This window comes from Micromonospora sp. IBHARD003 (assembly GCF_056106285.1).
Map to the genome: position 1 here is coordinate 702,804 of NZ_JBWBBX010000001.1, position 26,413 is coordinate 729,216.

Annotated in this window: 26 protein-coding genes; 15 read left to right on the plus strand and 11 right to left on the minus strand. The window is 71.0% G+C overall.

Annotated elements, in window-relative coordinates:
* Window positions 1-23 precede the first annotated feature (23 nt).
* Window positions 24-716: a B3/B4 domain-containing protein gene (locus tag ACTWOL_RS02900; protein ID WP_474293968.1), complete on the minus strand. Its 693-nt coding sequence runs from the start codon at window positions 714-716 to the stop codon at window positions 24-26.
* 231 nt (window positions 717-947) lie between these two features.
* Between ACTWOL_RS02900 and ACTWOL_RS02905 the strand changes: the two genes are divergently transcribed.
* Window positions 948-1,802 carry a YndJ family protein gene (locus ACTWOL_RS02905; RefSeq protein ID WP_474293970.1) on the plus strand — a complete coding sequence of 285 codons (855 nt, stop codon included), beginning with the start codon at window positions 948-950 and terminating at the stop codon, window positions 1,800-1,802.
* Between the two features lie 40 nt (window positions 1,803-1,842).
* The gene (locus tag ACTWOL_RS02910; RefSeq protein ID WP_474293972.1) at window positions 1,843-2,457 is read left to right on the plus strand and encodes a DUF1990 family protein; all 615 of its coding nucleotides are present in this window, start codon (window positions 1,843-1,845) and stop codon (window positions 2,455-2,457) included.
* Between the two features lie 71 nt (window positions 2,458-2,528).
* Here ACTWOL_RS02910 and ACTWOL_RS02915 read toward each other — a convergent pair whose 3' ends face one another.
* From ACTWOL_RS02915 to ACTWOL_RS02925, 3 genes are read right to left on the minus strand one after another with little or no spacing between them, the layout of a single operon-like run.
* Complete coding sequence (locus tag ACTWOL_RS02915; protein ID WP_474293973.1) at window positions 2,529-3,608, minus strand: threonine aldolase family protein; 1,080 nt, start codon at window positions 3,606-3,608, stop codon at window positions 2,529-2,531.
* Window positions 3,605-4,390 carry an SDR family NAD(P)-dependent oxidoreductase gene (locus ACTWOL_RS02920; RefSeq protein WP_474293975.1) on the minus strand — a complete coding sequence of 262 codons (786 nt, stop codon included), beginning with the start codon at window positions 4,388-4,390 and terminating at the stop codon, window positions 3,605-3,607. The genes ACTWOL_RS02915 and ACTWOL_RS02920 overlap by 4 nt, the downstream gene beginning before the upstream one ends.
* Entirely contained in the window at window positions 4,387-5,784 is a 1,398-nt protein-coding gene (locus tag ACTWOL_RS02925; protein ID WP_474293977.1) for a DUF6421 family protein, read from the minus strand. Before ACTWOL_RS02925 ends, ACTWOL_RS02920 begins: the two co-directional genes overlap by 4 nt.
* 515 nt (window positions 5,785-6,299) lie before the next feature.
* Here ACTWOL_RS02925 and ACTWOL_RS02930 point away from each other — a divergent pair.
* The 6 genes from ACTWOL_RS02930 (at window position 6,300) to ACTWOL_RS02955 (ending at window position 10,936) form a co-directional block, all read left to right on the plus strand.
* Window positions 6,300-6,983 carry a glycerophosphodiester phosphodiesterase gene (locus tag ACTWOL_RS02930; protein WP_474293979.1) on the plus strand — a complete coding sequence of 228 codons (684 nt, stop codon included), beginning with the start codon at window positions 6,300-6,302 and terminating at the stop codon, window positions 6,981-6,983.
* A 277-nt stretch (window positions 6,984-7,260) separates the two neighbouring features.
* Window positions 7,261-7,647, plus strand: a complete 387-nt coding sequence (locus ACTWOL_RS02935) for a VOC family protein (RefSeq protein ID WP_474293981.1) — start codon at window positions 7,261-7,263, stop codon at window positions 7,645-7,647.
* A 138-nt stretch (window positions 7,648-7,785) separates the two neighbouring features.
* Complete coding sequence (locus ACTWOL_RS02940; protein WP_474293983.1) at window positions 7,786-8,394, plus strand: DUF5134 domain-containing protein; 609 nt, start codon at window positions 7,786-7,788, stop codon at window positions 8,392-8,394.
* An 87-nt stretch (window positions 8,395-8,481) separates the two neighbouring features.
* Window positions 8,482-9,417 (plus strand): M56 family metallopeptidase, encoded by a 936-nt coding sequence (locus ACTWOL_RS02945; protein ID WP_474293985.1) that lies wholly within the window; start codon window positions 8,482-8,484, stop codon window positions 9,415-9,417.
* Between the two features lie 34 nt (window positions 9,418-9,451).
* Window positions 9,452-10,147, plus strand: a complete 696-nt coding sequence (locus ACTWOL_RS02950) for a phosphatase PAP2 family protein (protein ID WP_474293987.1) — start codon at window positions 9,452-9,454, stop codon at window positions 10,145-10,147.
* A 147-nt stretch (window positions 10,148-10,294) separates the two neighbouring features.
* Complete coding sequence (locus ACTWOL_RS02955) at window positions 10,295-10,936, plus strand: TetR/AcrR family transcriptional regulator (protein ID WP_474293989.1); 642 nt, start codon at window positions 10,295-10,297, stop codon at window positions 10,934-10,936.
* On the opposite strand, the gene ACTWOL_RS02960 is transcribed toward ACTWOL_RS02955, so the two are convergent.
* Entirely contained in the window at window positions 10,930-12,411 is a 1,482-nt protein-coding gene (locus ACTWOL_RS02960) for an LVIVD repeat-containing protein (RefSeq protein WP_474301082.1), read from the minus strand. The two genes, ACTWOL_RS02955 and ACTWOL_RS02960, sit on opposite strands and share 7 nt — an antisense overlap.
* Window positions 12,412-12,610: 199 nt before the next feature.
* On the opposite strand from ACTWOL_RS02960, the gene ACTWOL_RS02965 reads away from it, so the two are divergent.
* Window positions 12,611-13,291, plus strand: coding sequence for a DUF305 domain-containing protein (locus ACTWOL_RS02965; protein WP_474293991.1), 681 nt, complete (start codon window positions 12,611-12,613; stop codon window positions 13,289-13,291).
* A gap of 62 nt (window positions 13,292-13,353) precedes the next feature.
* Entirely contained in the window at window positions 13,354-14,754 is a 1,401-nt protein-coding gene (locus ACTWOL_RS02970) for an FAD-dependent oxidoreductase (protein ID WP_474293993.1), read from the plus strand.
* Between the two features lie 58 nt (window positions 14,755-14,812).
* On the opposite strand, the gene ACTWOL_RS02975 is transcribed toward ACTWOL_RS02970, so the two are convergent.
* Complete coding sequence (locus ACTWOL_RS02975; protein ID WP_474293995.1) at window positions 14,813-15,163, minus strand: ArsR/SmtB family transcription factor; 351 nt, start codon at window positions 15,161-15,163, stop codon at window positions 14,813-14,815.
* Window positions 15,164-15,348: 185 nt separating this feature from the next.
* Window positions 15,349-15,765, minus strand: coding sequence for an organic hydroperoxide resistance protein (locus ACTWOL_RS02980; RefSeq protein WP_474293997.1), 417 nt, complete (start codon window positions 15,763-15,765; stop codon window positions 15,349-15,351).
* Window positions 15,766-15,886: 121 nt separating this feature from the next.
* Between ACTWOL_RS02980 and ACTWOL_RS02985 the strand changes: the two genes are divergently transcribed.
* The gene (locus ACTWOL_RS02985) at window positions 15,887-16,390 is read left to right on the plus strand and encodes a MarR family winged helix-turn-helix transcriptional regulator (protein ID WP_474293999.1); all 504 of its coding nucleotides are present in this window, start codon (window positions 15,887-15,889) and stop codon (window positions 16,388-16,390) included.
* 139 nt (window positions 16,391-16,529) lie between these two features.
* Entirely contained in the window at window positions 16,530-17,606 is a 1,077-nt protein-coding gene (locus tag ACTWOL_RS02990; RefSeq protein WP_474294001.1) for an NADH:flavin oxidoreductase/NADH oxidase, read from the plus strand.
* A gap of 89 nt (window positions 17,607-17,695) precedes the next feature.
* On the opposite strand, the gene ACTWOL_RS02995 is transcribed toward ACTWOL_RS02990, so the two are convergent.
* Window positions 17,696-18,349, minus strand: a complete 654-nt coding sequence (locus tag ACTWOL_RS02995) for a GOLPH3/VPS74 family protein (RefSeq protein ID WP_474294003.1) — start codon at window positions 18,347-18,349, stop codon at window positions 17,696-17,698.
* A gap of 426 nt (window positions 18,350-18,775) precedes the next feature.
* Here ACTWOL_RS02995 and ACTWOL_RS03000 point away from each other — a divergent pair, with 426 nt between their 5' ends.
* Window positions 18,776-19,861 (plus strand): WD40/YVTN/BNR-like repeat-containing protein, encoded by a 1,086-nt coding sequence (locus tag ACTWOL_RS03000; protein ID WP_474294005.1) that lies wholly within the window; start codon window positions 18,776-18,778, stop codon window positions 19,859-19,861.
* Window positions 19,862-19,900: 39 nt separating this feature from the next.
* Here the strand turns inward: ACTWOL_RS03000 and ACTWOL_RS03005 are convergent, their stop codons facing one another.
* Complete coding sequence (locus tag ACTWOL_RS03005; RefSeq protein ID WP_474294007.1) at window positions 19,901-20,581, minus strand: uracil-DNA glycosylase; 681 nt, start codon at window positions 20,579-20,581, stop codon at window positions 19,901-19,903.
* Window positions 20,582-20,812: 231 nt separating this feature from the next.
* Here ACTWOL_RS03005 and ACTWOL_RS03010 point away from each other — a divergent pair, with 231 nt between their 5' ends.
* Both ACTWOL_RS03010 and ACTWOL_RS03015 read left to right on the plus strand, forming a co-directional pair.
* Window positions 20,813-21,802: an N-acetylglucosamine kinase gene (locus tag ACTWOL_RS03010; protein WP_474294009.1), complete on the plus strand. Its 990-nt coding sequence runs from the start codon at window positions 20,813-20,815 to the stop codon at window positions 21,800-21,802.
* Window positions 21,803-21,938: 136 nt separating this feature from the next.
* Window positions 21,939-22,856 (plus strand): sirohydrochlorin chelatase, encoded by a 918-nt coding sequence (locus ACTWOL_RS03015; protein WP_474294011.1) that lies wholly within the window; start codon window positions 21,939-21,941, stop codon window positions 22,854-22,856.
* A 161-nt stretch (window positions 22,857-23,017) separates the two neighbouring features.
* On the opposite strand, the gene ACTWOL_RS03020 is transcribed toward ACTWOL_RS03015, so the two are convergent.
* Both ACTWOL_RS03020 and ACTWOL_RS03025 read right to left on the minus strand, forming a co-directional pair.
* Window positions 23,018-24,331: a nitric oxide synthase oxygenase gene (locus tag ACTWOL_RS03020; RefSeq protein WP_474294013.1), complete on the minus strand. Its 1,314-nt coding sequence runs from the start codon at window positions 24,329-24,331 to the stop codon at window positions 23,018-23,020.
* A 417-nt stretch (window positions 24,332-24,748) separates the two neighbouring features.
* Window positions 24,749-26,251, minus strand: a complete 1,503-nt coding sequence (locus ACTWOL_RS03025; protein ID WP_474294015.1) for an FUSC family protein — start codon at window positions 26,249-26,251, stop codon at window positions 24,749-24,751.
* Window positions 26,252-26,413 lie beyond the last annotated feature (162 nt).

A 26,413-nucleotide genomic window follows, 5' to 3' on the forward strand; every position in this document is an offset into this window, starting at 1 on the left:
GCGCCGCCCGGACAGGATCCGGGTCAGTCCGCGGCGCGGACGGTGATGCATGCCCCGGGACTCAGCTTCTCCAGCATTTCGGCGAGCTCGGCGCCTGCGGCCTCGAGCTCGCCGTTCGTCATGGGCGGCAGCGACTCCAGCAGGAACAGCGCGTTCACCGACTCCTCGGTGAGCCGGGTGCGGGGCCCCTGCCGCCAGTTCCACCGCCGGCATGTCACTCCCTCGTCGTCGCTCCAGACGATCTCCCCGGCGTCGGGGTGCTCCACCGACTCCTCGCCCTGCGCGACGGTCACGAACGGCTCGTCGCCGGTCGCGCGGACGAGGCGCATCCCGCCCTGGATACGGTCGAGGTCCTCTCCGCCCACCGGGATCAGATGCGCGACGCTGATCGCGTTGTACGCGTCCACGAGCCGGTTGATCCGGGGCAGCCCGCCCTCGGAGAGCGCACGCCGGGCGAGTGCCTCGGCGGAGTTGCGCGTACGGGACGGCTTGGCCCCGAAGGCGGTGTAGGCCGCGCGCCAGGCGGCCATGTGCGGGTCCTCGTGCGGGGCGCGACCGCCGAGTCGTTCGGCGAGACGGGCCGCAGCCTGGTCGAGCAGTGCCGAACTCGCCTCATCGCTGGGACCGTTGACCAGGTCACGAGCCTCCACGGCGAGATGGGCGAAGCCGGGGACGAGGGTCCGCACCTCGTCCGACACGGTGAGCGAAAGAGTCATCGTCTGCCTTGCTTCAGTGCTTCCGGAGTGACGGAATGAGGACCACGAAGTCCATCGTATAGCACTGCACAGTACAGCTCATTCGACTACCCCTGGGGCCGCGGCGGACGACAACCCTGCCCGCGCCACCCGGGAGCCCCGAGTCGCGCGAAGTGGACTTGAACATGTTCAACCACACCTCTAAGCTCAACCGCGACACAGTTGAACACGTTCAAGTGAGGGGGTCGCGCGATGACTGCACTGGTCAACGTGATCGTGACACTCGGGATGGCAGTGATCGTCCCCGCGGGACTCCGGCTCGTCGGCGCCCCCACTCCGCAGCCGCTGATCCGGCTCTGGCCCTGGCTCGCCGCACCGGCCGCAGTGGCTCTCTGGCTGCCGCGCGGGGCCGTCGGTACGGCACTGGCCTCGGTGTACGCGATCGCCACCGTGGCCCTCGCCCTGCACGCCCCTGTGCGGCTGTGGCGGACCCGCTCCCTGGCCCCTGCCGAGATCGCCACACTCACGGCTCTCGTCACCCCGGCCGTCGCGGGCGTCGCACTGGTGGCGGAGCGCTCCGGCCACCGGCTCTTCGGCTTCGACCTGGAGATCCTGGCTCTGACCGTGCCGCACTTCCACTTCGCGGGCTTCGCCGCGGCACTGGTGGCCGGACTCGTCTGCCGGGCCGCCGACGGACCGGCGGGCCGCTTCGCCGCGCTCAGCGTCCCCTTCGGCACCCTGCTCGTACTCGCCGGATACTTCGTGAACGACGCGACCGAGCTGGCCGGGGCGATCGTCCTGACCGCCGGGATGTGGACCGTCGCCCTGCTGACCTGGCGCGACGTCCGCACCGAAAGCACCCGGCGGCCGACCCGGGTCCTGCTCACGGTGTCGGCGGCCTCGCTCGCGGCGACGATGCTGCTGGCCCTGAGCTGGGCGGTGGGTGAGGCCACGGGACTGCCTCACCCCAGCCTCACCTGGATGGCGGCCACACATGGCATCGGCAACGCCCTGGGGTTCGCACTGTGTTCGCTGCTGGCCTGGCAGCGCCTGGCCCGTACACCGCAGACGCCGAGCGGCGCCCCAGCCCCCGTCCGCAACGCCTGACACCCGAAGAACGCCTCATACCCCGACCGAGGAGTGCCTCATGGACACCACACCCCGTCTGAGCTACGCCGAGGCCGGCGCCACCCGCCTCGACCCCCTTCCCGAGGGCTATCAGCACCTCCACCACCGCACCGCCATCGGCCACGGCCGCGCCGCCTTCGAGGCCGCCGGCCACGCGGTCACCAGCTGGCGGATGCACCGCGCGTCGGGAGCCCGGGTCTGGGCGGCCTCGCCGTTCGCCGAGCCGGGTACCGTCGTCGACGTGCGCCTGGGCGTGGGTCCGCTGCGCTTCACGGCGCCCTGTCAGGTCATCTGGGTGGAGTACGACCACGTCCGCATCGGATTCGCCTACGGCACCCGCCCCGGGCATCCCGAGCAGGGCGAGGAATCCTTCGTCGTGGAGCTCGCCGACGACGACACGGTCTGGTTCACGGTGACGGCCTTCTCCCGGGCGGCTCGCTGGTACACACGGCTCGCGGGCCCGCTGGTGCCCGTAATCCAGCGGTGGTATGCCCGCCGGCTCGGCCGCACGCTGAGGAGCATCGCCGCCGAGGAGCCGGGGGGCCGGGAGCCGCTCGGCGGCTTTGGCAGTCCGCACGCGCGTGACGGTGTGACGCCCAGCCGATCCGGTGGGGCTCCGTCGAAGTCTGCCTGACACCGCCTCCGGACCACCGAGGGCCGCCCGGCAGTGCCGGGCGGCCCTCGACGATCGATACGGGATGACCCTCAGCGGGCCATCTCCTCCTTCAGCGCCAGGACGAAGGCGTCCACGTCGTCTTCCCTGGTGTCGAACGAGCACATCCAGCGGACGTCGCCGGCCGCCTCGTTCCAGAAGTAGAAGCGGAAGCGTTCCTGCAGACGCCTGCTCACCTCGTGCGGCAGACGTGCGAAGACCGCGTTGGCCTGGACCGGGTAGAGGATCTCGACCCCGTCGACCGCTCGCACTCCCTCGGCGAGGCGCTGGGCCATGGCGTTGGCGTGCCGGGCGTTGCGCAGCCACAGGTCCTTGGCCAGCAGGGCTTCCAACTGCACCGAGACGAAACGCATCTTGGAGGCCAGCTGCATGGACAGCTTGCGCAGGTGCTTCATATGGCTGACCGCGTCCGGGTTGAGGACGACGACGGACTCGCCGAAGAGCATGCCGTTCTTCGTCCCGCCGTACGACAGGACATCCACACCGACCGCGTTGGTGAACGCGCGCATCGGCACATCCAGCGACGCGGCGGCGTTGGCTATCCGCGCCCCGTCGAGGTGGACCTTCATCCCGAGGCCGTGCGCATGCTCGACGATCGCGCGGATCTCGTCGACGGTGTAGACCGTGCCCAGCTCGGTGTTCTGGGTGATCGAGACGACCTGCGGCATGGCGCGGTGCTCGTCGTCCCAGCCGTACGCCTGCCGGTCGATCAGCTCGGGTGTGAGCTTTCCGTCCGGTGTCGAGACGGTGAGCAGCTTGAGGCCGCCCATCCGCTCGGGCGCGCCGCCCTCGTCCACGTTGATGTGCGCGGACTCGGCACAGATCACCGCGCCCCAGCGGTCGGTGAGCGCCTGGAGCGCGACGACATTGGCGCCCGTGCCGTTGAAGACGGGGAACGCCTCGGCCGACGAGCCGAAGTGGCTGTGCATGACCCGCTGCAGATGGTCCGTGTACGCGTCCTCGCCGTAGGAGACCTGGTGACCTCCATTGGCCAGGGCGAGGGCAGCCAGCACCTCCGGGTGCGCACCCGCGTAGTTGTCGCTGGCGAAGCCCCGTACCTCGGGATCGTGGTGCCGACGGGCATCCGTGGTCACATGCTTCGACGGGCTCACGGCTTGGGGGTCAGCCACAGACGCTGTCCATTCACTTCCTGGGCGGGCCGCTCCCAGACTCCGGCGATGGCCTCGGCCAGTTCCTTGACATCCGTGAAGCCCGCGAACTTCGCATTGGGGCGCTCCGCGCGCATCGCGTCGTGCACCAGTGCCTTGATGATCAGGATGGCAGCCGCGGCGTGCGGACCTTCGTCGCCCCCGGCCTTGCGGAAGGCGTCGGCGAGCGCCAGGGTCCACGCCTCGGCCGCCGCCTTCGAGGCGGCGTACGCGGCGTTGCCCTCGGTGGGCTTCGCCGATCCGGACTGGCTGACCAGCACGAAACGGCCCCGGTCGCTGCGCTTGAGCGCTTCGTGGAACGCGAGGGAGGTGTGCTGGACGGTACGGATCAGCAGCTTCTCCAGCAGGTTCCAGTCGGCGAGCTCCGTCTCGGCGAAGGTGGCGCTGCCGCGCCAGCCGCCCACCAGGTGGACCAGACCGTCGATCCGGCCGAACTCCTTCTCGGTCTGCTTCGCCCAGTCGCGGGTGGCGTTGAGATCGAGCAGGTCGACCGTGTCCCCGGTCACGGTCGCACCGCCGTGCGCGTACCGCGCGGCGTCGACCGCCTCGGCGAGACGCTCGGTGTCGGCGTCAGCGGCCACGACGACCGCCCCGGCCTCCGCGAGGCGCAGCAGACAGGCACGGCCGGCGGGCCCGGCGGCACCGGCCACCGCGATCACGGCACCGTCCAGCACTCCGTTGCCGTTCGATTTCATGGTGTCGGTCTCCTCGGTACGAGTGTTCACGCAGCAGCTCGCTCGGCGTTCTCCGCCGTGATCCCCTTGGTGGAGGCGATCACATTCTTCAGCTTCTTGGCGAGCGCCTCAAAGAACATGCTGAGCGGAAACTCGTCCGGAAGCACGTCATCCACGAGCTTGCGCGGCGGCTGAGAGAGGTCCAGGGCGTCGGGACCCTTGGCCCAGCGGGAGCCGGGGTGCGGGGCGAGGTAGGTGGAGACCAGCTCGTAGGCCTTGAACCAGTGGACCAGCTTCGGGCGGTCGATGCCGTCCCGGTAGAGCTGCTCGATGTCGGCGCAGAGCTCGTTGGTGACCTGCGGGGCCCGCTCCCAGTCGATGCGCAGCTTGTTGTCGGTCCAGCGGATCACGTCGTGCTTGTGCAGGTAGGCGAAGAGCAGCTGGCCGCCGAGGCCGTCGTAGTTGCGCACCCGGTCGCCGGAGAGCGGGAAGCGGAACATACGGTCGAAGAGGACCGCGTACTGCACGTCGCGCCCGTGTCCGTTGCCCTCGGCGTCGAGCTTCACGGCCTCCTTGAAGGCGGTGAGGTCACAGCGCAGCTCCTCCAGGCCGTACATCCAGAACGGCTGGCGCTGCTTGATCATGAACGGGTCGAAGGGCAGGTCGCCGTGGCTGTGGGTGCGGTCGTGGATCATGTCCCACAGGACGAAGGCCTTCTCGCAGCGCTCCTGGTCGTGGACCATCGCGGCGATGTCCTCGGGCAGCTCCACACCGAGGATGTCGACCGCCGCCTCGGTGACCCGGCGGAAGCGGGCCGCCTCGCGGTCGCAGAAGATGCCGCCCCAGCTGAACCGCTCGGGCGCCTCGCGCACGGCGATGGTCTCGGGGAACAGCACGGCCGAGTTGGTGTCGTAACCGGCGGTGAAGTCCTCGAAGGTGATGCCGCAGAACAGCGGGTTGTCGTAGCGGGTGGCCTCGAGCTCGGCGAGCCACTCGGGCCAGACCATGCGCAGCACGACCGCCTCGAGGTTGCGGTCCGGGTTGCCGTTCTGCGTGTACATGGGGAAGACGACCATGTGCTGCAGGCCGTCCCGGCGGTCCGCGGCGGGCTGGAAGGCGAGCAGCGAGTCCAGGAAGTCCGGGACGTCGAAGGCGCTGTCGGCCCACTTCTTCAGGTCGTCGACGAGCGCCTTGTGGTACGCGGCGTCGTGCGGCAGCAGCGGCGAGAGCTCCTCGACCGCGGCGACCACCCGCTCGACGGCGTACTCCGCCGCGGCCCGGACCGGAGCGCCTTCGGCGTCGAAGTCGATCGACCCGTCCTTGGACTGCCAGGGCCGGATCTCCTCGACGGCATCCTTGAGTGTCCGCCAGGCCGGGTGCTCGATCACCCGGTCCGCGGTGGCTATTTCGCTACGGGTAGCGACCTGCACAAGGATTTCCGTCATTTCACTTCCTTCTCGGGAGAAACTCGCGTCAAGGCAGCGTATCCAAGCGCCTGTCCTCGCTACAAGGGTGACCTTGGGAAATTATCCTGCCAGACCCCCTTGGTCGCCGCAGATTCTTCTGTCGTATACAGATGGCGAAGCGATGACTGCGGCGAGTGAGGGTTCGGGCGGATGGAGACCGGGCGGCCGCCAGGGATCGTGCGCCGGCCCGTGGATGTGTTCCCCGGTGGCCGGAAACCATGCCTCCGGGGCTACCGGTCGCACCTCCGGGGAGCCCGTCCGGCAAGTCCGTCAAGCCGGGCGAGGACGCGCCCACGCACGGGTGAGCGCAAGCTCCGCGCCGGCGGCTGAAGCTCCCGTTCCCCCCAGTCCTACCAGCTCGTGCACGACCGGTTACGCCGTGCACGCGGGCCACTAGGCTGCGCCGTGCCGCGTGGCGGACCGGCGGAGCACCGGGGGCCGCGCGGGAGCTGCAGGCGACCCGAGCCCGAACCAACGACGGAAGCGAGAAGATCTTGAGTTTCCTCACCATCGGTCATCGCGGGGTCATGGGTGTCGAACCGGAGAACACCCTCCGCTCCTTCCTACGCGCCCAGCAGACGGGCATGGACGTCATCGAGCTCGATCTCCATCTGAGCAAGGACGGCGCCCTCGTCGTCATGCACGACGCGGAAGTGGACCGTACGACCGACGGCACCGGGCCGATCGCCGAGAAGACCCTGGCCGAACTGCGGGAGCTCGACGCGGGCCAAGGGGAGCGCATCCCGGTCTTCGAGGAGGTCCTGGACGCCGTGCGCGCTCCCCTCCAGGCGGAGATCAAGGACGTCGCGGCGGCCCGGGCGCTCGCCGAGGTGATGCTCAAGCGCGATCTCGCCGGCCGGGTGGAGGTCTCGTCCTTCCATGACGAGGCGATCGCCGAGATCGCCTCGCTGGTACCCGGGGTGCGCACGGCCCTGGTGGCCAGCCGCTGGGGCAGCGACGTGGTCGAGCGCGCCCAGGCGGTCGGTGCCGCCACGCTGTCGCTGAACATCCGCCGGCTCACACTGGAGACGGTGGAGCATGCGCACGGCGAGGGGCTGAAGGTCATCGGCTGGGTCGTGAACACCCAGAACCATCTGCGGCTTGCGCGCGCGCTCGAGCTCGACGGCGCGACCACGGACTACCCCGAGATCCGGCGCACCGGCCGCTTCACGGCCTGACCACCCCTGCCCGCAGTTCGCACTCGAGGTCGTCGCCCCGCGGGTATCCGAAGCGCTCGTCGCCGTATGGGGAAGGGCGTCGCCCTTCCCCATACGGCGGTGGCCGCACCGGTCGTTCGCACCGGGCGATGAGCTGGTCGCGCACCGGCACCGCCGTCACCTGGCGACGACCGGCCGCCCGGACCGCCACCGCGGAGGTCGCCCGGCGGATGCCCTCGGGCAGCCGCGTCCAAGTGTCGGATCTCCGATCGCTCGTGCGCCCTCTACTGTGCTGAGCATGATGCACGTGCTGAGCAGCCGCATCCTGCTGCGCCCGACGGATCCCGAGCGGTCCCGGCGGTTCTACGAGGACGTACTCGCCCTGCAGATCTACCGGGAGTTCGGCACCGGACCCGATCGCGGGACGGTCTACTTCCTCGGCGGCGGTTTCCTGGAGCTCTCGGGACGCTCCGACACCCCGCCGGCGCCCGGGATCTCGCTGTGGCTCCAGGTCTCGGACGCCAAAGCAGCCTACGGACACGTCCTGGCGCACGGTGCCACGGTCGAGCAGCCGCCGCGAAGGGAACCGTGGGGCCTGGTGGAGATGTGGGTGCGCGATCCCGACGGGGTGCGCATCGCCGTGGTCGAGGTGCCCGAGGACCATCCGCTGCGGCACCGGCCCTGACACCGTGGCCGGCTGCCGGCCGGTGAGTGAGGCGCCGGGCTCCGCTCCCCGAGCTCCCCGTGTACCCCTGTGCGCTCGTATGCGCCCCGGGCGCCACGGGCATCACGCCCTCGACACCGTCGAGCGGGGAGGTGCCCGGTGCACGGAACGGCGATGTCGGCGTGGCTGCTGGTCGTGGTGTCCACGGCGTCGGGCGCGTACTGCGTGCTCCGGATGCGCAGCAGCGCGGGCGGGGAGCGCAGGAGGGCGGGCGAAGAGGCGGTGATGGGGTTCGGGATGGCCGCGATGGCCGTGCCGGCCACCGCCGTACCGCTGCCGTCGTGGGCCTGGCAGGTGTACGCCGTGGTGTTCGCGGCGGCAGGCGCCGGCGCCCTCTGGGAGGCGGTACGCGGCGCACCGGGGGACGGGGTGCACCATCTGCATCATTTGCACCATCTGATGGGCTCACTGGCCATGGTGTACATGGCCGTGGTCATGGCGCCCGGCGGCGGGACGACCCCGGGACACGCAGGGCACACGGGACCCGCCGGGCACGCCGTGCAGGCCGGACCCGGCGGCGTCCCCCTGCTCACAGGGGCACTGCTCGTGTACTTCGTGGTGTTCGTGCTGCGTGCCGGTGCGGGGCTCGCTCCGGCGGCCGCACCGTCGGTGGCCGCGGGCGTGGCCTGGGGCGCGCGGCCCGAGCTGGCGCTGGCGTGCAGGGTGTCGATGGGTGTCGCCATGGTCGCGATGCTGCTCACCGTCTGACACACCGGGGCACGAACCCCGTGGCGTACGTCACTTGCCGTTCGAGGGCATACCCGGCGGTAGTACCGCGCTCATAGGCTGGTGCCCATGATGGTCTCCCTCGCGCTGCTTCTGCTCGGCGCACTGGCCGCCGTCGTGGCTCCGCGACTGATGTCGCGGGCCGACTGGCCGGAGCGCGAGCCGGTGGTGGCGTTGTGGGTGTGGCAGTGCGTGGTGGCGGCGGTGCTGCTGAGCTTCGCACTCTCCATGACCTTCAGTGCCGCCGCGGCCTGGCAGGCCGTACGGGGCCAGGTCTTCGCACCCGCGCCGCACGCGGTGGTCGAGGCGTACGCGCTCGGAGCCCACGGCCCCTGGTCGGCGGTGCTCGCGGTGGTACTGGCCTGCGGCGGGCTGTGGACCGGTGCGATGCTGGCCCGCGAGGTGTACCGGGCCCATGTGCGCCGCAGTCGGCGCCGGACCGAACTCCTGGTGCGCGCCCCCCTGTTGCCCGGAGAGGCCCCCGGCAGCGATCCGCTGGTCCTGCTGGAGGGCGAACGCCCCGACGCATGGTGGCTGCCGGGCGGCGCACCGCAGTTGGTCATCACCACGGCGGCGCTGCGCAGGTTGAAGGGGCGTCAGCTCGACGCGGTGCTCGCGCACGAGCAGGGGCACGCTCGCGCACGGCACGACTGGCTGCTGCACTGCTCGTCCGCGCTCGCCAACGGGTTTCCCCAGGTGCCGGTCTTCGCCGCGTTCCGGAACGAGATGCACCGGCTGGTGGAACTGGCCGCGGACGACACCGCGTCACGCCGCTTCGGCCGGCTGACCATCGCCCTGGCGCTGGTGGAACTGAACGAGCACCGCGGAGTGTTCGGCCCCTGCCCCAGCGCCGACGCGCAGCTGCCGCAGCGGGTGAACCGGCTGCTGGCGCCGGTGCCCCGGCTCACCGCGGGCCGCCGGCTGCGGCTGACCGCCGCGGCAGCGCTCGTCCCGGTCGTTCCGCTGGTCGTGGCATTCGTGCCCGGGCTGAGGGCACTCGGATAGCCCGCGGCGGTGATCGTGGGCAAAGATCGGTCCCATGCCGGCTCCAGCCCCTCCCGCCCGTTCCTCACGGGCACGTTCCCCCGTTCCCTCCCCCGCGCGCACCGCGGCGGTGACCGCCCTGCTCTCACTCGCGCTGCTGATACCGGTCGCCGCCGGATGGGCCCCGCTGATGACGCTGGACGCCACCATCGCGCGGTCGCTGCACGACTCGGCGCTGGCCGAGCCCGGGTTCACCCAGGTCAACAAGGTCTTCAGCGACTGGGTCTGGGACCCGTGGACCATGCGCGCGCTGCTGGCCGCCGCGGTCCTGCTGCTGCTGTGGCGCGGGGCGTGGTGCCTCGCTCTGTGGCTGATCGCCGCGGGTGCGCTCAGCGCCGCCGTACAGCAAGGGCTTAAGTCCGCGGTGGGCCGGGAGCGGCCGCACTGGCAACACCCGCTGGACAGCGCGCAGTACGCCGCCTATCCCTCCGGTCACGCCATGACGGCGATGGTCACCTGTGGGCTGCTTCTGTGGCTGCTCGGGCGGCAGGACGTGGGGCCGCGGCTGTGGTGTGCCGCGGTGGTCGTCGCGGCCGTTTCGGTGCTGGGGGTGGGCTTCACCCGGCTCTACCTGGGCGTCCACTGGTTCACGGACGTTCTCGGCGGGTGGCTGCTGGGGCTGTGTCTGGTGGCCCTGACCATCGTGACCTACGAGCGGTACGGCCGTCGGATGTCCGGATTCCGGATATGACGTCGCCGAGGACGCCACCGACCGGACCGGGCGATCCCCCGTGTCGCCCGGTCGGGCCAGCCATCGCCGCTGACCAGGCACGCAGACCCGGCACAGCGGAGTGCGCCGAGTATATTGGCTGGAAGCCAGTCAACGCAGGAGTCAAGCATGTCCCCGCGGAGCGCGTCGGTCAATGAAGAACTCCGGCGGCGCTCCAGGGAGCGTCTGCTGCAGGCCACCGTGGACCTCGTCGGGGAGCACGGTTACGACGCGACGACCCTGGGTGACATCGCGGACCGCGCGGGGTCGGCACGCGGTCTGATCTCGTACTACTTCAGCGGCAAACGGCAGCTCTTCCAGTCGGCGGTGCACCGGTTGATGCACCACACACTCGAGGCGGCGCTGGAGCGCGAGCCGCGCACGGACGACGGCAGGGAGCGTCTGGCACGCGCGATCGACGCGGTGCTGGGGCTCGGGGTGGACCGGCCGGTGCTGATGCGGGCGCATATGGCGGGAATGCTGCAGGCGGAGGGCTTCGTCCGGTGCCCCGAGCAGCAGCGGCTGGAGTTCCTGTTGCGGGACACGATCCGGCGGTACGGCTCGTCGGACGTGGACGCGGACTACCCGCTGCTGCGCGCCCTGCTGATGGGCGCCGTGTTCGCGGTGGCGCTGCCGGGGGCGCCGATGCCGCTCGCGAGGCTGCGCGCGGAGCTGTTCCAGCGGTACGGGCTGGAGTGGGAACTCGGCGTCCCGCCGGGCGGCATGCCGCCCGGCGGGACGCGTCTCGAGCCCGGGGACTCCGGTCAGTAGCGGTCGAAGTAGTCCGGCTGGGTCTGCACATTGAGCTCGCGCATCCGGATCCGCTTCGCGGGATCGGTACGACGGTCGTCGAGTCTCAGCACGTCGAGGCCCTTGACGATGTCGTTCGAGTAGATGTGGCCGTTGTAGTAGTACGCCGACCACGAACCGCCCGTGGTGAGGGTGTCGGTGGACAGCGGACCGCGCTCGAAGTAGGCGATCTCCCGCGGCTTGGCGGAGTCGGTGAACTCCCATACCGACACACCGCCCTGGTACCAGGCCTGGACCATGATGTCGCGACCCTTGACCGGGATCAGCGAGCCGTTGTGGGCCACGCAGTTCTCGGTGTCCGCCTGGTGACGGTCGATCTTGTAGTAGCTGCGGAAGACCAGCTTGCGCTTGTTCCCCTTGCCGACGATGTCGTAGATGCCATCGGCACCGCGGTTCGGCCCGGTCTTCGCGTTGCAGGTGGCACCACTGCCACCGCCCAGCTCGTCGGTGAAGACGACCTTGTCGGCACGCTGGTTGAACGTCGCCGAGTGCCAGAACGAGAAGTTGACGTTGTCCTGGACCCGGTCGATGACCTTGGGTTGCTCGGGATCCTTGATGTCGAAGAGGATTCCGTCACCCATGCAGGCGCCCGCTGCGAGGTCCTTCGAGGGCAGCACGGTGAGATCGTGACAGCCCGTGGTCTTGGAGAGGTCCGGGTTCGTCGGATCGCCGGGGTTGCCGCCGCCGTCCGGTCCCTCACCGGGAAAGAGCACCGGGAAGTTGACGACGGCTGCCTTCTGGGGCGCCTTGCGCGGCACCTTGATCACGGAGATGCCGTCGTGCGGCGGCTGGCAGTCCGGGAAAGCGGCGTCGGGCGAGTACGAGGACACGTACACATAGACGTCGCGGCGCTCGGGCACCAGGGTGTGCGTGTGTGAGCCGCAGGCCGTCTCCACCGCGGCGACGTACTTCGGATTGCGCTTGTCGCTGATGTCGAAGATCTTGATGCCCTCCCAGGAGGACTTCTCGGTCGCAGGCTTCGATGTGCTGGTGCAGGAGTTGTCGCTGCGCGAGGAGTCGGTGGAGAGGAACAGCAGATCGCCCGAGACGGAGACGTCGTTCTGGGATCCGGGGCACAGGACCTGGGCGACCGTCTTCGGGGCCTTCGGATCGCCGATGTCGAAGATCCGGAAGCCGTCGAAGTTGCCGGCGAAGGCGTATCTGCCCTGGAAGGCGAGGTCGGAGTTGAGGCCCTTGAGGGCTTCCTTGGGGATGTTCGCGAGAGGGGTGACGTTGTCACTGTGGACGATCTCGTCCACGCCGGGTATTTCTCCGTTGGCCACCGCGGACTTGGCGTCGGCGCGCTGGGCCGCGGAGACGGACCCGTGGTGCGGGGCGTCCCCGGGGTCGGGGGTGGCGGCCGCGGGTCCGGCCGTCAGCAGTGTGGCGAGCATCCCGGACGCGACTGCTGCCACGACCGTACGTCTGCGCCGCATGCGGGTGGTGGGTAACGAGATCACTACAAGCTCCCTTGTTTCCGTTCGGAGTTGAACGGATTGCGGACCTCCGGCAGTATCCCTTTCAAGGTCCACTCCAATAGAGTCAAAAATGAGCCGTCGTGCAGGATTCTGATCATTCGGCCGCGCGAATGTGCTCAGAACGGCACCGACGAGCCGCGAACCGCAGGAGGTTGCCGTGCCGCTGTCCCGTGAAACCCGCTTATTCACCAGCCCCGCCGTCACGGCGGCGGCTCTGGTGGCCGCCCTCCTCGCCCTCAGCGGCTGCGAGTCGGCATCCGAGGGGCATGCGAAGGCGGGGAGCGACGACGGCGTGACCGTGGTCGCGCCGGGCAGACCGGGCGAACCGGCCAGGACGCTGTCGGCCGACGAGGCCAGAAAGGCCGCGCCGGACAACAGCCCCAACGCCGCGGATCTCTCGTACGCCGAGATGATGGTCGTCCATCACCGCCAGGCGCTCGAGATGACCGCCTTGGCGCCGGACCGCGCGGACAGCGCCGGGGTGAAGCGGCTTGCCGAGCGGATCGCCGCTGCCCAGCAGCCGGAGATCGGCGCCATGCAGGCCTGGCTCAAGACCAACGGCAAAGAGGGCGGAAACGGCAGCGGTCATGGCGCCCATGGCCACGAGCACGGCTCGATGCCGGGCATGGCCACCGCGGAACAACTGGCGCAGCTGCGTGATGCCCGGGGCACCGCGTTCGACAAGCTCTTCCTCAAGTTGATGATCACCCATCACGAGGGCGCGGTCACCATGGCGGTCGGTGTGCTGTCCAAGGGCAAGAACGTCCAGGTGGAAGAGATGGCCAACGATGTGATCGCCCAGCAGACCGCAGAGATCAGCCGTATGCGCGCAATGTGACCCTCCCCGGCTGCCCCTCCCGGTGCCATGCTGGAATCACCCCTGCGGGAAGGAGCGCAGCCGTGCTTCGTGTCGCCGTCGTCGGTTCTGGCCCGAGCGGGGTGTACACCGCTCAGGCCCTCGTCCAGCAATCCCAGGTCCCGGACGTCCATGTGGACGTACTCGACCGTCTCCCCTGCCCTTACGGACTGGTGAGATACGGAGTCGCACCCGACCACGAGAAGATCAAGTCCCTCCAGAACAACCTGCGCACGGTCCTGGAGGACGAACGGATCGGCTTCATCGGCAATGTCGAGGTGGGCACCCGGGGGCTGTTGCCCTCCCGACTGCTCGAGCTCTACCACGCCGTCGTCTACTGCGTCGGGGCGGCACGTGACCGCGCGCTGGGAGTGCCGGGTGAGGACCTGCCCGGCAGTCGCTCGGCCACCGACTTCGTGTCCTGGTACAGCGCCCACCCCGACTCTGCGGGCAATGGCTTCGCGCTGGGCAGTGCGCGTTCGGCCGTGGTGATCGGCGTCGGAAACGTCGCCGTCGATGTCACGAGGATCCTGGCGCGCGGGGCGGACGACCTGTATCCGACCGATGTGCCGCGTGCCGCGCTCGACGCACTGGCCGGCAGCGGGGTGCGCGAGGTGCACATGGTCGGCAGACGGGGGCCTTCGCAGGCGAAGTTCACGACCAAGGAGTTGAGGGAGCTCGGCGCGCTGCCCGGGGTCGCGGTGCACGTCGAGCCCTCGGACCTCGAGCCCGACCCCGGGTATGCGGACCCTTCCGCGCTTCCGGCGGTGAACCGGCGCAACGTCGACGTCATCCGCGGCTGGGCATCCGCCGCAGCGGCACCCGGCCCCGCGCGGTGCATCCGGCTCCGGTTCTTCCTGCGACCGGTGGAGCTGCTCGCGGGCGGGGACGGACGGGTCGCCGGGGTGCGTTTCGAGCGGACGGTGCCGGACGGCACGGGCGGGGTGCGGGGCACGGGGACGTACGAGGACGTCGAGGCACAACTGGTGCTGCGGGCGGTCGGCTACCGCGGTGTGCCGCTCGAAGGCCTGCCCTTCGACCAGGCGCACGGAACGGTCCCGCACCAGGCGGGGCGTGTGCAGCGCGAGGGCACGGCGTCGCCCGGCGAGTATGTCGCGGGGTGGATCAAGCGGGGTCCCACCGGAGTGATCGGTACCAACAGGCCCTGCGCGAAGGAGACGGTGGCCTCGCTGCTCGCGGACGCGGACGTACTTTCGGAGCGTCCCCTGGCCGGTGAACCGCTCGACGTGCTGCGGCAATGGGGCCATGAGCCCGTCGAATGGCCGGGGTGGCTGGCCATCGAGGACGCCGAGGCGGCGCTCGGCCGGTCCCTGGGGCGGCGTTCGGTGAAGATTGCCGACTGGCAGGGGCTGCTGGCGGCCGCGCTGGGCGGTGGGACGACGGCATCGGATGCGGGCGCCGGAGCTTCAAGCCAGGCGGTGTGAGACCGACGGACGGCGTGCGGGCGGGCCGGGGGCCGGGGAGGCGCCCGGGTGACCCCGGTCAGCCCGCGCCGAGGCGCCCCGCCTCACGTGCGGCCGCGGCGAGAACGCTGTCCAGAAGCCCCGGGAAGAGGGCGTTCAGATCATCGCGGCGCAGACCGTTCATCTTCGCCGTGCCGCGGTAGATCTGCCGGATCACCCCGCTCTCGCGCAGCACGCGGAAGTGGTGGGTGCTCGTCGACTTGGTGATGGGCAGCTCGAAGTGCGAACAGGACAACTCGTCGGGCGCCGTCGCCAGTTCACTCACCACCCGCAGCCGCATCGGGTCGGAAAGGGCGTGGAGCACGGCCTCCAGGCGGATCTCATCGCGCACGGGGTGCGCGAGCGCACGGGCGCTGGTCGCGGTGTTCACAGCGGCACTCCCCTTCCGGGTGCAGAGGTCCGGGACGCAGACATTGTACGAGGCTCGTCGTCATTCGGACGTCGCTCAAGGCCCACCGAAAACACGGCTCGGCGGTGCGGCGCCCTCGGGGGAAAGGCACCGCACCGCCGTGGACGACCGCCCCTCGCACCAGGGGGCTCCCGTCACTCGCCGGACTACTCCACGACGAGCTGGACCTCGATGTTCCCGCGGGTCGCCTTGGAGTACGGGCAGACCTGGTGGGCCTGCTTGACCAGCAGCTCGCCGGTCTCGCCCTCGAGGGCCTCGGGCAGCTCGACACGCAGCACCACCGCGAGACCGAAACCGCCGTCCGCCTCGTCCTTGCCTATGCCGACCTCGGCGGTCACCGAGATCTCGCTGGTGTCGACCTTCGCCTGACGGCCGACGAGACCGAGGGCGCTCGAGAAGCACGCCGCATACCCGGCCGCGAAGAGCTGCTCCGGGTTGGTGCCCTCACCGTTGCCTCCGAGCGCGGGGGGCATGGCCAGCGGCAGGTCGAGACGGCCGTCGGAGCTGACCGCACGGCCATCGCGACCGTTGGCGGTGGCAACTGCGGTGTACAGCGCGTTCATGGAGATCATCCCTCTGTCGTCGGGCCGGGCCCCTGGTCGGTGGACCCCGGATGACCATCACTACATCACACAATTCAGTTGTGCACAACTAGGTTGTTCGCTGGCTAGGTATCCTGAGGCCATGACGACCACACCCGACACCCCGCGGGACGCGGAGATCCTCCGCCTCGACCGCCAGATCTGCTTCTCCCTGCACGCGGCCTCCCGCGCGTTCAACGGGGTCTACCGGGCGATCCTCAAGGACCTCGGCCTCACCTACCCGCAGTACTTGGTGATGCTGGTGCTCTGGGAGCACGGCGAGCAGCCGGTCAAGACGATCGGGTCCCGACTGCGCCTGGACTCGGGGACCCTTTCCCCGCTGCTGAAGCGACTCGAGGCGGCCGACTGCGTAGAGCGCCGCCGCAGCACCGAGGACGAGCGCTCCGTGACCGTGCGCCCGACCGCCAAGGGCCTGGCCCTTCGCGAGCAGGCGGCACTCGTGCCGTACCGGATCGCCGCGGCCACCGGGCTCACCCTGGCCGAGATCGGCGACCTCCAGGAGCGGCTGACGACTCTCACCGCCAAGCTCGACGGGGCCGACCTGGCCCGCGACCCGGAATTCGGCTGCGGGGGCAGCGGCGACTGACACCCTGCCGCACCCCACCGCCTTCTCACTCGTCACGACGGACCGCCTGAGCGATACGCATCGTAGTTTGACGCTTCTCGTACTACGATGCCTATCGTATTAGTGCCGGCTTCGGCACCACCGTGAAATGGAGTCCGCCGTGAGCGCACTGTTCGAGCCGTACACCCTTCGGTCGCTGACCGTCCCCAACCGGGTATGGATGCCGCCGATGTGCCAGTACAGCGCCGCCCCGGCCGGCCCGGACGCCGGCATCCCGACCGACTGGCACTTCGCGCACTACGCGGCCCGGGCCGCCGGTGGCACCGGGCTGGTCGTCGTCGAAGCCACCGCGGTCAGTCCCGAGGGCCGCATCACCCCCTACGACCTCGGCCTCTGGAACGACACCCAGGTCGAGGCCTTCCGACGCATCACCGGCTTCCTCAAGTCCCAGGGCACCGTCCCCGCGGTCCAGCTCGCCCATGCCGGCCGCAAAGCCTCGACCGACCGCCCGTGGAAGGGCGGCGCCCCCGTCGGCGCCGATGCGCACGGCTGGCGGCCCCTCGCCCCGAGCCCCGTCCCGTTCGACGACCGGCACCCGGTGCCCACCGAGCTGACCACCGCTGACATCCGGGGCCTCGTGGGCCGGTTCGCCGACGCGGCGCGCCGCGCGCTCGACGCCGGCTTCGAGGTCGCCGAGATCCACGGCGCCCACGGCTACCTGATCGGCGAGTTCCTCTCCCCCCATTCCAACAGGCGCACCGACGCCTACGGCGGCTCCTTCGCCGACCGCACCCGCTTCCCGCTCGAGGTCGTCGACGCGGTCCGCGCCGTCTGGCCCGCGGAACTGCCTCTGTTCTTCCGCGTCTCCGCCACCGACTGGCTCGGCGATGAGGGCTGGACCGCCGACGACACCGTCCGCTTCGCCGCACTCCTCAAGGAGCACGGCGTGGACCTCCTCGACGTCTCCAGCGGCGGCAACGCCTCGGGCGTGCAGATCCCCGTTCGCCCCGGCTACCAGGTGCCCTTCGCGGCCCGCGTCAGGAACGAGACCGGCCTCCCGGTCGCGGCCGTCGGCCTCATCACCGAGCCCGCCCAGGCCGAGAAGATCGTCGCCAACGGTGAGGCCGATGCGGTCCTCCTCGGCCGTGAACTCCTGCGCAATCCCTCCTGGGCCCGTCACGCCGCGCGCGAACTCGGCGGCGAGGTCCGGGTGCCGGATCAGTACCACCGGTCCTGAGCGACGGCCCGCCCTACGAGCCGGCCCTTCGCTCTGCGGAACAACGGCCCCGCCCCGGGAGCAACGGCTCCGCAGGGCGGGGCCGTTGCTCACTCGCCTCGCCAGATGTTGTCGAAGGCGGCCTGCTCGATGGCACGTTGCTGCCGCATGGCCTGCAGTTCCACCAGCGCGCCGTGGACAGCGGCGAGCACGGCGTCCACGGCGTCGTCACCCACGCCCGGGGCATCGCCGGGACTCCCGTCGGCGCCGTCGCGGTCCGAGGGTTCGGCGGTTTCCTCCCAGGCGCCGCCGCCCTGGATCCCGACGGCCGACGCGAGTGCGGTCAGCACGGGCTCGTCCGACGCCCAGCGGCCGGCCGCCTCCCGGCGCTCCGACGAATCGGTGAGCTCGACGCGTCCGCTCCGGAAGGAAAGCCCGTGGCGCTTCCGCCCGAGCAGCCCCTCCTTCTCGAGGGCCGACAGATAGGCCGCGGACAGGCCGCGGCCCCGGCGCCAGAGCCAGTCGCCCACCGACTCGTACGGTGCTTCGCGTACGAGGGACGACGCGGCCCGGTCCAGCAGGGGATCGGCGATGGTGGGCGGGTAGCCGGGCACGATGCGGTCGCCGTCCAGCGTGACCGCCTGGGCTTCCAGAAGGTCGATCACCTCGGCTCCGGCGAGCGCGAGCGACAGGTCACCCTGCTCCACAGGGCGGCTGGACGCCACGTCCATGGTGACGATCATCAGGTCCCGTGATGTGGTCATGGATCAGGTCCGCCTCGAGATGGTCGAAGTGGTCGTCGCGACCCGGTCCTCGGGCCGTCCGCAGCCCTTCGTACACGGAAGCGAGCAGTGTGTCCAACGTCGGTGGGCGCGTGGCGCGGTGGCGGGCCGGTCTGAGGGCCGCCCGCGGCGACGGCCTTTGCGAGTCGGCAAACAGTCATGTGGATCCCTCCCGTCATCGGGCGCGTCGCCCCCGCCCAGCAGACCAGCTCCGGCCCGATCGCGCGCGCCGTCCTGGAAGCCGTCAGGAAGCCGTCGGGATGACGCAGGGGGCGAGGGGGTGGGTACGGGTCCGTTCCCGCCGCACGGCCGTCCTGAGCTGCGGCGACGCACACGGCAGGGGACGTTGTCGGTGGTCGGGTGCAGACTTGCCCGTATCCGCGACAACGGCGTCATGGAGGTTCGGCGATGAACGATGTGCTGCTTGCTGTGGGCACCCGCAAGGGGCTCTTCCTCGGCCGCAGGCGCGGCGGCGGGTGGGAGTTCGACGGCCCGCACTTCACCGCGCAGGCCGTGTACTCGATCGGGATCGACACCCGTCGGCCGGTCCCCCGGCTGCTCGCGGGGGCCGACAGCTTGCACTGGGGCCCGTCGGTGTTCCACTCCGACGACCTGGGCGCGACCTGGGAGGAGCCGGCCAAGCCCGCCATCAAGTTCCCCAAGGACACCGGCGCCTCCCTGGAGCGCGTCTGGCAGCTGCACCCGTCGGGCCCCGCGGCCCCCGACGTCGTGTATGCCGGGACCGAGCCCGCGGCGCTCTTCCGCTCCGACGACGCCGGTGAGACCTTCGAGCTGGTCCGCCCGCTCTGGGAGCATCCCACGCGGTCGCGATGGGTGCCCGGCGGCGGCGGGGAGGCCGTCCACACCGTGATCACCGACCCGAGGGACACGGGCGCCGTCACGGTCGCCGTCTCGACCGCCGGAGTCTTCCGCAGCCTCGACGGCGGCGCCGGCTGGGCCCCTTCCAACGAGGGGGTCTCCGCGGTCTTCCTCCCCGACCCGCACCCCGAGTTCGGTCAGTGCGTCCACAAGATCGCGCAGGACGCCGGCGATCTCGACCGGCTGTATCTGCAGAACCACTGGGGCGTGTACCGCAGCGACAACGCGGGCGGGAGCTGGACCGACATCGGCGCGGGCCTGCCGTCCGACTTCGGCTTCGCCGTCACCGCGCATCCGCACCGCGCCGACGTGGCGTACGTCTTTCCCCTCAACGCCGACGCGGATCGTGTCCCGGCCGGCCACCGGTGCCGGGTCTACCGCACGAGCGACGCGGGCGGGAGCTGGGAACCCCTCAGCGCCGGGCTCCCCGAGGACGACCACTACGGCACGGTGCTGCGCGACGCGATGTGCACCGATGGTGCCGACCCCGCGGGCGTGTATTTCGGCAACCGGAACGGAGAGCTGTACGCGAGCGCCGACGACGGGGACAGCTGGCAGCTGCTCGCCTCGCACCTGCCGGATGTGCTGTGTGTGCGGGCGGCGGTGGTGGGGTGACCGGGCCGGCGGTGCGGGGCGTGCCGTCCGCCGGCACCCCTACGACAGCCGCCAGTCCACCGGCTGGGCGCCTTGTCCGGCAAGCAGCTCGTTGGTGCGGCTGAAGGGACGTGAACCGAAGAAACCCCGGTCTGCCGACATGGGGGACGGATGAGCCGACTCGATCGCCGGAAGGCTGCCTAGGAACGGCCTGAGATTGCGGGCGTCACGCCCCCACAGGACCGACACCAGCGGCTTGCCGCGCGCGACGAGCGCCCGGATGGCCTGCTCGGTCACTTCCTCCCAGCCCTTGCCTCGGTGGGCCCCGGGCTTGCGGGGCGCCGTGGTCAGTGCCCTGTTCAGCAGCAGCACACCCTGCCGGGTCCAAGGCGTCAGATCACCGTTCGCCGGCCGTGGAAGCCCCAGGTCCGAATGCAGCTCGCGGAAGATGTTCTCCAGGCTGCCCGGGAGGTTCCGGACCTCGGGCGCGACCGCGAAGCTGTGGCCGATGGCCATCCCCGGGGTCGGATAGGGGTCCTGACCCACGATCAGCACCCGCACCTCGTCAAAGGGCTGCTGGAAGGCGCGCAGGACATGGGGACCCGCGGGTAGATAGGTACGGCCTGCCGCGATCTCGGCGCGCAGGAAGTCCCCCATCGCGGCGATGCGCTCGGCCACCGGCCTCAGCGCTTCCGCCCAGCCGGGCTCGACAAGTTCGTTCAACGGTCGTCGTGCTGCCACGCCGCGTCACTCTACTGGTGCAGGGAGTGTGCTTTCGAATCCGGCTGCCGTCGTGGGCGACCTCGCCCGTGCGACGGCACCGGCGGCGGACGCTGTGTCCCGGTTCGCGCGGAGCCTGCGCCGTTCCCACAGCCGCTACGGACCGGCCCGGGATAGTGTGGCGCCGTCAGTCCTCCGCTCTTCCCGGAGTCGGACCATGAAGACGCACAGGGGACGCACAGGGAGTGCGCGATGACCACGGATGGCACCGACGCGGCCGGGTGGGCCCTCGGTGTCGATTCCGGCGGCTCGGGACTGCGCGTCGCGCTCGCGCCCTTCGGCGATCCGCGCAGCAGACAGACACTGTCCTCTCCGGAGCCCGTCCGCACCGGCCCCGCCGGTATCGACGCCGCACAACTGCTCGAACGACTGCTGCCGATGGCTCGCTCGTTGCTGGCGCGTGCCGGCGCACCGCGCCCGGACGCGGTCGCGATCGGAGCGGCCAGCATGGCATCGCTCGGGGACCAGCTGCGGGAAGTCCTGCCCGCGGCGCTGAAGTCGGAACTCGGCACGCGGACCGTGGCGCTCGCCGCCGACGCGGTGACCGGCTATGTCGGGGCACTCGGGCAGCGTCCGGGAGCCGTGATCGCGGCGGGAACCGGGCTGATCGCCCTGGGCACCGACATGGCTTCCTGGAGACGCGCCGATGGCTGGGGGCATCTGCTCGGGGACTGCGGGAGCGGGGCATGGATCGGGCGTGCGGGACTGGAGGCGGCCCTGCGCGCCCATGACGGGCGCAGCGGCGGTTCGCCGGTGCTGCTGGCACGGCTCGAGGAGACTTTCGGCCCGGCGGACCGGCTGCCAGGGCTGCTTTATCCGCGCTCCGACCGGCCCGCGGTGCTGGCCTCCTTCGCACCCGGGGTCGCCGCCTGCGCCGCGGACGACCCGGTCGCCGGAAGCATCCTCACCGAGGCCGCGGGGCACATCGCGGAAGCCGCTGCCGCGGTGTGCCCGCCCGGCTCGGCCGGGGAATGCCACATCGCCCTCACCGGCGGTCTGTTCAAGATCGGGGACCCGTTGCTGCGACCCCTCATGGCCACGCTGTCACGACAACTCCCGTATGCACGGCCGGTGTCCGCGGCGGGCGACCCGCTGAGCGGTGCGCTGACCGTCGCTGCCGCTCTCGCCACGGGCCGGCTGGTCGTGCCCGGGGATGCCCGCTTGCTCCATGTGACGGCGTGACCATCGTCCCGTAACCACCGGCTCCACAACCGGACATGAAGCTTTTTGCGAACCCATCGGGTAAATCGGGACAGACAGCGCTCGACTGCCCCCTCCCCGAACAGGCACGACGGCAAAACCAGTAGCATGCGGCGCCATGAGCTCCCCCACTGGGCCCGCAGGCCTCCCCGTACGAATGCCGCGACCCCGCCAGTCAGGGCGGCACCGCCGCCCGGAGCCCGTGGCGGCCCCCGAGGGCGCGCCCGCGCTCGTCCTCGCGGTGCCCGGCACCCCTTCCTCCGCGATACGCAGTCTCGCTGAGGAGGTCGTCAGCATCGCCCGCTCCGAGCTGCCCGGTCTCGAAGCCGTCATCGGCTATCTCGACGGCGACGACGCCGAGTACCCCACGCTGGGGAGCGTGCTCACCGGGGCGGCCGCACTGCGGACCGAACGCTATGAGCTGGCCCGGGCCGCCGGCCGGGAGGTCGCCGAGCCGGAGGGTCCCGCGTCCGTCGTGGTGCCGCTGCTCGCGGGTCCCGACAGCGCCCTGATCCGCCGTATCCGCCAGGCGGTCATGGACAGCCGGACTGCTGCGGAGCTGACCGATGTCCTCGGCCCCCACCCGCTGCTCGCCGAGGCGCTGCACGTGAGGCTGTCCGAGGCCGGTCTCGCCCGCGCCGACCGGGCACGGCTGTTCACCGTCGCGACGGCCGCCGACGGCATCGTGCTGGCCACGGTCGGCGGTGACGAGGCCGTCCAGGCGGCGGGGATAACCGGGATGCTGCTGGCCGCCCGGCTCGCCGTGCCGGTGATGGCCGCCGCGCTGGACCGTGAGGGCGCGATCGCCGCCACGGCCGATGAGCTGCGGGCTTCCGGTTCGGGGCAGCTGGCGCTCGCTCCGTACCTGGTCGGCCCCGAGCTGCCGGAGGGCCTGCTGGCCGCGGCGGCCGCGGAGGCGGGCTGCGCCGCCGCCGAGCCGCTGGGCGCCTACCCGGCGATCGGCCGGCTGGTGCTGTCCCAGTACGCGAGCACGGTGGGCATCCAGGTGCAGTCTCAGGGGGCTCAGGCACGCTGAAGTGCCGTGACCGTCCGACGGGCCCGCGCCACTCAGGCGCGGGCCCGTCGTGCATACGGCCGGTGTCCCTTCTGCCGCGGGTTCCACGGCCCGTGGCATGCCGGCACTAGGGGGTTTTCTGATGGATCTCCGTGGAGGCCGCGGAGATCCATCAGAACCCCCTAGACCAGCTCCGTCTCCCCTCCCTTGGCCCGCGTCAGCGCCTCGGGGTGGTGTACGAAGGTCGGCGTCAGCTGCGTGGTGTCGTACGTGCGGTGGAAGACCGGGGTGGCGCTGCCGGACATGGGCGGCACGATCCAGGACCAGTCGGCGCCCACCTCGCGCCCCTTCTCGTCCTCGCGGTCGATGTGGGTGAGGAAGCGGAGGGACTCGGTGTGATGGTCGGCGAGCGTCACGCCGGCCTCGTCGAAGGAGTGCAGGACGGCCCGGTTGAGCTCGACGAGCGCCCGGTCCTTCCAGAGGGTCCGGTCGGTGGAGGTGTCCAGGCCGAGCCGTTCGGCGACGGCCGGGAGCAGGTGGTACCGGTCGGTGTCGCCGAGGTCACGCGCGCCTATCTCGGTGCCCATGTACCAGCCGTTGAAGGGAGCGGCCGAATAGCAGATGCCGCCGATCTCCAGGCACATGTTGGCGATGGCGGGTACGGCGTGCCAGCGCAGACCGAGGTCGTCGGCCCAGTCCGCGTCGGGATGGGACAGCGGGACTTCGAGTACGGCGTCGGCCGGCAGCTCGAACCAGCGCGGCTTGTCGTCGCTGCCCTGGACGACGAGGGGCAGGACGTCGAACGGGGTGCCGGGGCCGCCGGGCCAGCCCAGCCGCTGGGCGTAGGCGGTGATCCCGGCGTTGCGCGGATCGCCGGTGCAGACGCTGCCACCCGCGTCGGTGTAGCCGGCGTAGCGCACCAGCTGCTCGTTCCAGATGCGGGGGCCGCGGCGACCGGGGGCGTCGGGGGCGAAGACGGTGATCACGGGCCGTATACGACCGCCGTTGGTGGCCTCACGCAGATGGGTGACGGCCTCGGCGGCCATGGTGTCCGCGTCGTGGACGTCGCGCCGGTCCCTGACCCTTAAAGAGCGCCAGTAGAGGCGGCCGATGCACCGATTGCTGTTCCGCCAGGCGACACGTGCCCCATGGGTGAGCTCGGCGGTGGTGTGCCGGTAGGTGCCGGTCGCCTCGATTTCGGCCCTTACGACGGAGATCCTGTCGGCCAGTGCGGCCGGGCCGCCAGCGGCCGGCTCCTCGCGATGGAAGAGCCGCAGGAAGTCCTCCGCTTCCTGCCGCAGTTCGTCCAGGCCGCGCCCGGCCTCGCCATGACGCGCCGCGCCCGGTCCGTGGGCTCCGTTGTGGACGGAGGCTCCATGGTGGACGGGGCACTGCCCGGGCGGGGCCCCGGGATCCGCCGGGGCGCTGCCGCCCGAGGACGCGGCACGCGGTGGCCGGTCATTGAGGGTGGCGGCTCGACGAAGGAACTTCCGCATGGTGGGCACCTCCGGGCCTGAACGGAACAGCGGACGACGGACGGTGGACGACGGACAGCGAGCAACGGACAGCGAGCGACGGACAACGGACGGTAGAACCCGATGCCGGACAGCCGACCATGGACGACCGCCCGCGATCAAGGTTTGCGGACATCTGATTACGGATGACGACCGGACTACCCCATACGGGGACTGATCCACCTTCCAAGTGCCAAATGCATGTGCATCGTTCACCAACGCGCACGGCCCGGCGGTATCCGGTCCGGCAGAGGAGGGCTTCGAAGCAAGGCGGTCAGGTCGGTTCGAAACCCCCCTGATGCTTCGGAAACCCGTCCCGCTGAGGCTGCACAGCGCGGCCCGTGGATGCCGCGCAGCGCGCCCCGGCCTAGCCGGGTGCTCCGCGTCGTTCCGGACGGGTCAGAATCGAGCCAGCGGAGTGCGCGGAGGGACGCCGAGCGGTGTCGCCAGCTCCGACAGGGTCCTCTCCAGGCCGTGCAGATGGGCGAGGGCCGGCTCACCCTCCCCGCGCCGGGGTGTCTCCTGGGTGGCCGGTGCCACCTGGCCGTGCCGCGCCGTCCCGCTCGTGGTGAGTGCCGCCACTGCCGCCTCGACTCGCCAGCAGGCAGCGGTGAGACGTAGGTCGTGCGACGCGGTCGGATCGGCCGCGACCGATACGAGCCCGTGTACTTCGCGAGCACAGTCGTCGAGCAGTTCGATGACCTTTCGCGCTCGGGCCTTCCTGGCACGGAGGGGAGCCAGAGGGTGTACCAGCGGAGCGATCGCCATTCGCGCCCGGCCGAGGAGCAGCTCCAGTTCGGCGGCATGCGGGGCCGGGTCGGCCGTGGGGTCGCCCGCGAGACGGGCGGTGGCCTCGGCCGTTGCCGCGTGCACACAGTGCAGTGCCCGGTGGATCCAGGCGTCGTTCGTGGCGTGTGTGGTGACCGGCAGGACGAGGACCACGGCGAGCGCGGCACAGAACGCCCCCACCCCGGTCTCCGCGAGCCGGAGCGCAAGCAGCCCGGGGTCCAGCACACCCAGCAGGCCGTACAGCAGACTGGCCAGGACCGTCACCGCCAGCATCATCCAGGAGTACGAGACGGCAGCGGTGTAGAAGATCCCGAAGACACAGACGGCGGCCAGAGCCGCGGTCGGGGTGGGCGCGCCGTGGAGCGGGATGGCGATGAGCAGACCGACGGCGATGCCGGCCACGGTCCCCAGAACGCGGCGGAAGCCCCGGACGAGGGTCTCACCGCGGGAGGCCGTGTTGACGAAGATCCACCAAGCGGTGCCGACGGCCCAGTACCAGCGCTCCTCGGAGAGCATCTGCCCGACGGCCAGGGCGAACGCGCAGGCAGCGGTGGCCTGGAAGGCCTGCCGGGTGGTGGTCCGGGCCAGTCCGGTACCCGGCAGGGCGGGCGGGAACGGCGGCGGAGGGTCGCGCCGTTCGATGGGCCAGAGGACGAAGCGCGTGGTTCCGGCGGCGGCGAGTGCGAGTCCCATCGCCGCGTACAGTGCCGGCAGCTGGGCGGGAACGGCATGCAGGAACTGGGCGACGAAGAAGGTCATGAACCCGAAGATCCCCAGCGCGTGCCCCCGCGGGCCCCAGCGCCGGGCGTAGACCCCGCAGAAGACGACGGCCAGGAACGTGATGTCGCGGGCCGGCGCCATACCGTGCAGGGCGGTCGCGAGCGCCAGCACCGGGCAACCGGCGAGGGGCAGCAGAGCGGTGGTGATCCGCTGGTCACGGACGGTCGCGTCGGTGACGGTGAAGAGTGCGAGGAGGGCCGCGAGTCCGCCGGTGATCGATGCGGTCAAGGAGAGCCCGCAGAGCACGGAGACGGCGACGGCCGCGGAGACCCCGATGACGGCACGGGTCGCGTTACGCAGTCTCAGGCGCCCCGGATCCGGCGCTACGAACATCCTCTTCACGGCGGTACGCCGCCCCCTTGCGGTGGTACGCGCCGCACCCGTGGCCGTCCGGGTGGCGGTCGGCAGGCGGGCACGACGAAGGCGCCGCGGACCGGTCCGGCCTCGTCGCCGTCCGGCGCTACGCGGCGCCGCAGTTACATGAATGAGCGAAGG

What these genes read in the sequence shown, in the direction of transcription:
- ACTWOL_RS02900 (WP_474293968.1), bottom strand. Translation starts at nt 716, where the DNA reads ATGACTCTTTCGCTCACCGTGTCGGACGAGGTGCGGACCCTCGTCCCC.
- ACTWOL_RS02905 (WP_474293970.1), top strand. Translation starts at nt 948, where the DNA reads ATGACTGCACTGGTCAACGTGATCGTGACACTCGGGATGGCAGTGATC.
- ACTWOL_RS02910 (WP_474293972.1), top strand. Translation starts at nt 1,843, where the DNA reads ATGGACACCACACCCCGTCTGAGCTACGCCGAGGCCGGCGCCACCCGC.
- ACTWOL_RS02925 (WP_474293977.1), bottom strand. Translation starts at nt 5,784, where the DNA reads ATGACGGAAATCCTTGTGCAGGTCGCTACCCGTAGCGAAATAGCCACC.
- ACTWOL_RS02935 (WP_474293981.1), top strand. Translation starts at nt 7,261, where the DNA reads ATGATGCACGTGCTGAGCAGCCGCATCCTGCTGCGCCCGACGGATCCC.
- ACTWOL_RS02945 (WP_474293985.1), top strand. Translation starts at nt 8,482, where the DNA reads ATGATGGTCTCCCTCGCGCTGCTTCTGCTCGGCGCACTGGCCGCCGTC.
- ACTWOL_RS02950 (WP_474293987.1), top strand. Translation starts at nt 9,452, where the DNA reads ATGCCGGCTCCAGCCCCTCCCGCCCGTTCCTCACGGGCACGTTCCCCC.
- ACTWOL_RS02955 (WP_474293989.1), top strand. Translation starts at nt 10,295, where the DNA reads ATGTCCCCGCGGAGCGCGTCGGTCAATGAAGAACTCCGGCGGCGCTCC.
- ACTWOL_RS02960 (WP_474301082.1), bottom strand. Translation starts at nt 12,411, where the DNA reads ATGCGGCGCAGACGTACGGTCGTGGCAGCAGTCGCGTCCGGGATGCTC.
- ACTWOL_RS02980 (WP_474293997.1), bottom strand. Translation starts at nt 15,765, where the DNA reads ATGAACGCGCTGTACACCGCAGTTGCCACCGCCAACGGTCGCGATGGC.
- ACTWOL_RS02985 (WP_474293999.1), top strand. Translation starts at nt 15,887, where the DNA reads ATGACGACCACACCCGACACCCCGCGGGACGCGGAGATCCTCCGCCTC.
- ACTWOL_RS02995 (WP_474294003.1), bottom strand. Translation starts at nt 18,349, where the DNA reads ATGACCACATCACGGGACCTGATGATCGTCACCATGGACGTGGCGTCC.
- ACTWOL_RS03000 (WP_474294005.1), top strand. Translation starts at nt 18,776, where the DNA reads ATGAACGATGTGCTGCTTGCTGTGGGCACCCGCAAGGGGCTCTTCCTC.
- ACTWOL_RS03010 (WP_474294009.1), top strand. Translation starts at nt 20,813, where the DNA reads ATGACCACGGATGGCACCGACGCGGCCGGGTGGGCCCTCGGTGTCGAT.
- ACTWOL_RS03015 (WP_474294011.1), top strand. Translation starts at nt 21,939, where the DNA reads ATGAGCTCCCCCACTGGGCCCGCAGGCCTCCCCGTACGAATGCCGCGA.
- ACTWOL_RS03020 (WP_474294013.1), bottom strand. Translation starts at nt 24,331, where the DNA reads ATGCGGAAGTTCCTTCGTCGAGCCGCCACCCTCAATGACCGGCCACCG.
- ACTWOL_RS03025 (WP_474294015.1), bottom strand. Translation starts at nt 26,251, where the DNA reads ATGTTCGTAGCGCCGGATCCGGGGCGCCTGAGACTGCGTAACGCGACC.